Annotated in this window: 3 protein-coding genes and 1 tRNA gene; 2 read left to right on the plus strand and 2 right to left on the minus strand. The window is 63.6% G+C overall.

Going from position 1 to position 2,401, the window contains the following annotated elements; genetic code table 11:
- The first annotated feature begins 18 nt into the window (after positions 1-18).
- Positions 19-95 (plus strand) — tRNA-Met (locus CHB74_RS21320).
- A 108-nt stretch (positions 96-203) separates the two neighbouring features.
- On the opposite strand, the gene CHB74_RS21325 is transcribed toward CHB74_RS21320, so the two are convergent.
- Entirely contained in the window at positions 204-1,046 is an 843-nt protein-coding gene (locus CHB74_RS21325) for an arylamine N-acetyltransferase family protein (RefSeq protein WP_245843148.1), read from the minus strand.
- Between the two features lie 42 nt (positions 1,047-1,088).
- On the minus strand, positions 1,089-1,460 hold the full coding sequence (locus CHB74_RS21330; protein WP_089221462.1) for a SpoIIAA family protein: 372 nt from the start codon (positions 1,458-1,460) through the stop codon (positions 1,089-1,091).
- 105 nt (positions 1,461-1,565) lie between these two features.
- Here CHB74_RS21330 and CHB74_RS21335 point away from each other — a divergent pair, with 105 nt between their 5' ends.
- Entirely contained in the window at positions 1,566-1,829 is a 264-nt protein-coding gene (locus CHB74_RS21335; RefSeq protein WP_245843149.1) for an HNH endonuclease, read from the plus strand.
- Positions 1,830-2,401 lie beyond the last annotated feature (572 nt).

Below are 2,401 nucleotides of genomic sequence, written 5' to 3' on the forward strand. Positions count from 1 at the left end.
TGCGGCCGCGCTCGTTGGCGCGGGGTGGAGCAGCCCGGTAGCTCGTCAGGCTCATAACCTGAAGGTCACAGGTTCAAATCCTGTCCCCGCAACCAACAATATAAAAACTCAACGCCAAACGCCGCCCTCAAAGGGCGGCGTTCGCGTTTGGGGCATATCCTTCAGTCCCCACACCCCCGCCTCGGGCATCGGGCCTGATCCCGTCAGAACAGCCCCAGCGCATCGACCGTCGCAGCATCGAAGACGATGCCGAAACGCTCGACCAGAAGCGCGCGATAGGCCGATGCGCTGCCAATCTCGAGCTCCAGAACGACCGTGTCGCCGGCGCGTTCGGTCAGCCCGCGGCCGTTCAGCGTCAACAGCCCGTCCGGCGTGACCAGGCTGGCGATCCGATTGCTGGTGAAGCGTGACGGGAGCGACGTCGCGGTCCAGTGATTGCTCAGCGCAAGGTCCGCCGGAAAAGCGGGTGCCTGGGTGAAGCTATACTGGTCCGCCCAGCCGTTGTCGCCCACCGCGCGCTGGAGCATCCAACCCGGTTCGATCGCGGGATCGCGTGCGACCAGGCGGTATCGCCCGCCATCGGCGGCCACCGCCTCCCCACCATCAGCCACCCGCATCGGCGGCGTGAAGAAGCCGCCAAAGCCGGCATCGGCAATCCATTGCGCGCCATCGAGCTCGACGAGGTTGAACGTATGCGTCAGACCCGGCGTCACGCCATTGGCCATCAGCCATACCCGGCCGAGCAATGGCCGCGCGACGAAGCCCATCGTCTGTAAGACGCGCAGGAACAGTTGATTCTGTTCAAAGCAATAGCCGCCACGGCGCGCACCAACGAGCTTGGCGAAGACGTGATCGGGATCGAGGCTGATCCCACGTCCCAATATGATGTCGAGATTCTCGAACGGGATGGCCAGCCGATGTGCCCGCTGCACCACTAGCAAGCCTGCGGCATCCGGTTGGGGCAGGCGCGTGAGGCCGATCCGCGCGCAATAGGCGTGCTGTTCGGCCGGTGTCAGTGTGCGGGGCATCAAAGCGGACATGTCCATGCCCGCCTTGTGCCGCAGGCCGTGCGCGCGCCGCAAGCCGGGTCAGGGCACGCCCGCCACCCAGTCCATCGCCGCCGCCGCTTCGGCCGGAGCGAAGCTGCGGATCTCGACAAAGGGGATCAGCGGGCTTGCGACCCTGGCGAGCGTGCGGATCCATTCCTTGTCGGTGATCACCGCCTCACGCGGGAAGCGGTTGAGCTGGAGCAGTTTGGACAGGCCGTAGCGGAAGTCCTTGCCGGCCGCCTGCAGCGTGATGTCGCGAAACTCACTGAGATCGGCGAGGACGCCCCATTTTTCACGCCGCTTGAGGCGTGCCTCGAGATCGGCGATCAGCCGGTCATAATCGTCCCCGTCGACCACCCCCGACAGCTTGTAGGCGGCGACATTGTCCGGCGAAGGCAGGATTTCGAGCATGAATGTCTCCCGATATGATCCGAATCAACGCGGTTGTGGCGGGGCGGGTCCATGGAGCGGCGAAGTTCGGAGCCTATCGCGATGAAGCAAAATGGGGGCGGGGACATGGCATGCTGGCTGTGCGGCCGTCCGCTTGGCCGCCGTGTCGAATGGCACCATCCCGTGCCCAAGAGCCGTGGCGGGCGCAGCACGGTCGCGCTCCACCCGATCTGCCACCGCGCGATCCACGCGACCTTTTCCAACGCCGAGCTTGCGCGCATGGATGCGGATGGCGTCGCGCTGCGCGGCCATCCCGCGATTGCGGGTTTCCTTGCGTGGATCGCCGACAAGCCCGCCGACTTCCACGCGCCGACCCGCACGCGGACCTAGCTTTCCATCGCAGCGGCACAGCAGGTGTGCGGGTAACGCGTCAGTCCTTGTTGGCGGCGCGCCCGACCGAGCAAATCGAGCGGGTGTAGCTCAATGGCAGAGCACTAGCCTTCCAACCTGCCCAAAATCCGGGATTTCTGCGGGTCGCAATGTACACAGTCGACAAAATTGGCTGAATTAAATCAATGTGTTGATGTGAGCCTGTAAACTGCCACGCGGGTGTGAACCGTCATCGTGACGGCCCGATTCCTGACAGTCGACACTCGCGGACTTTGCGGACCTTCCGGTCGATCGTTAGGATGAGTTTATGGACAAGCCATGGTTCAGGCGCTTCGCCGGGTTCAGTTTCATGCCCATCTCATGGGAGGGCTGGCTGACGACCGTAGTCACGCAATTACTCGCCGCTCTTTGCGGCGCTTTGTGGTTGATCGTTTCCGATGAGCGCCCGGTTATTGGTTGGATTTGCGGTGCGGTGTTTGAACCGCACCGGGTTTGCCGGAGGCTCCATCTCCTGAGAGAGTGGAGCCGATATGAGCAAGACGACGAACAAGTTTTCACCTGAGGTCCGCGAG

Source organism: Edaphosphingomonas laterariae (assembly GCF_900188165.1).
Lineage (GTDB): Bacteria > Pseudomonadota > Alphaproteobacteria > Sphingomonadales > Sphingomonadaceae > Sphingomonas_E > Sphingomonas_E laterariae.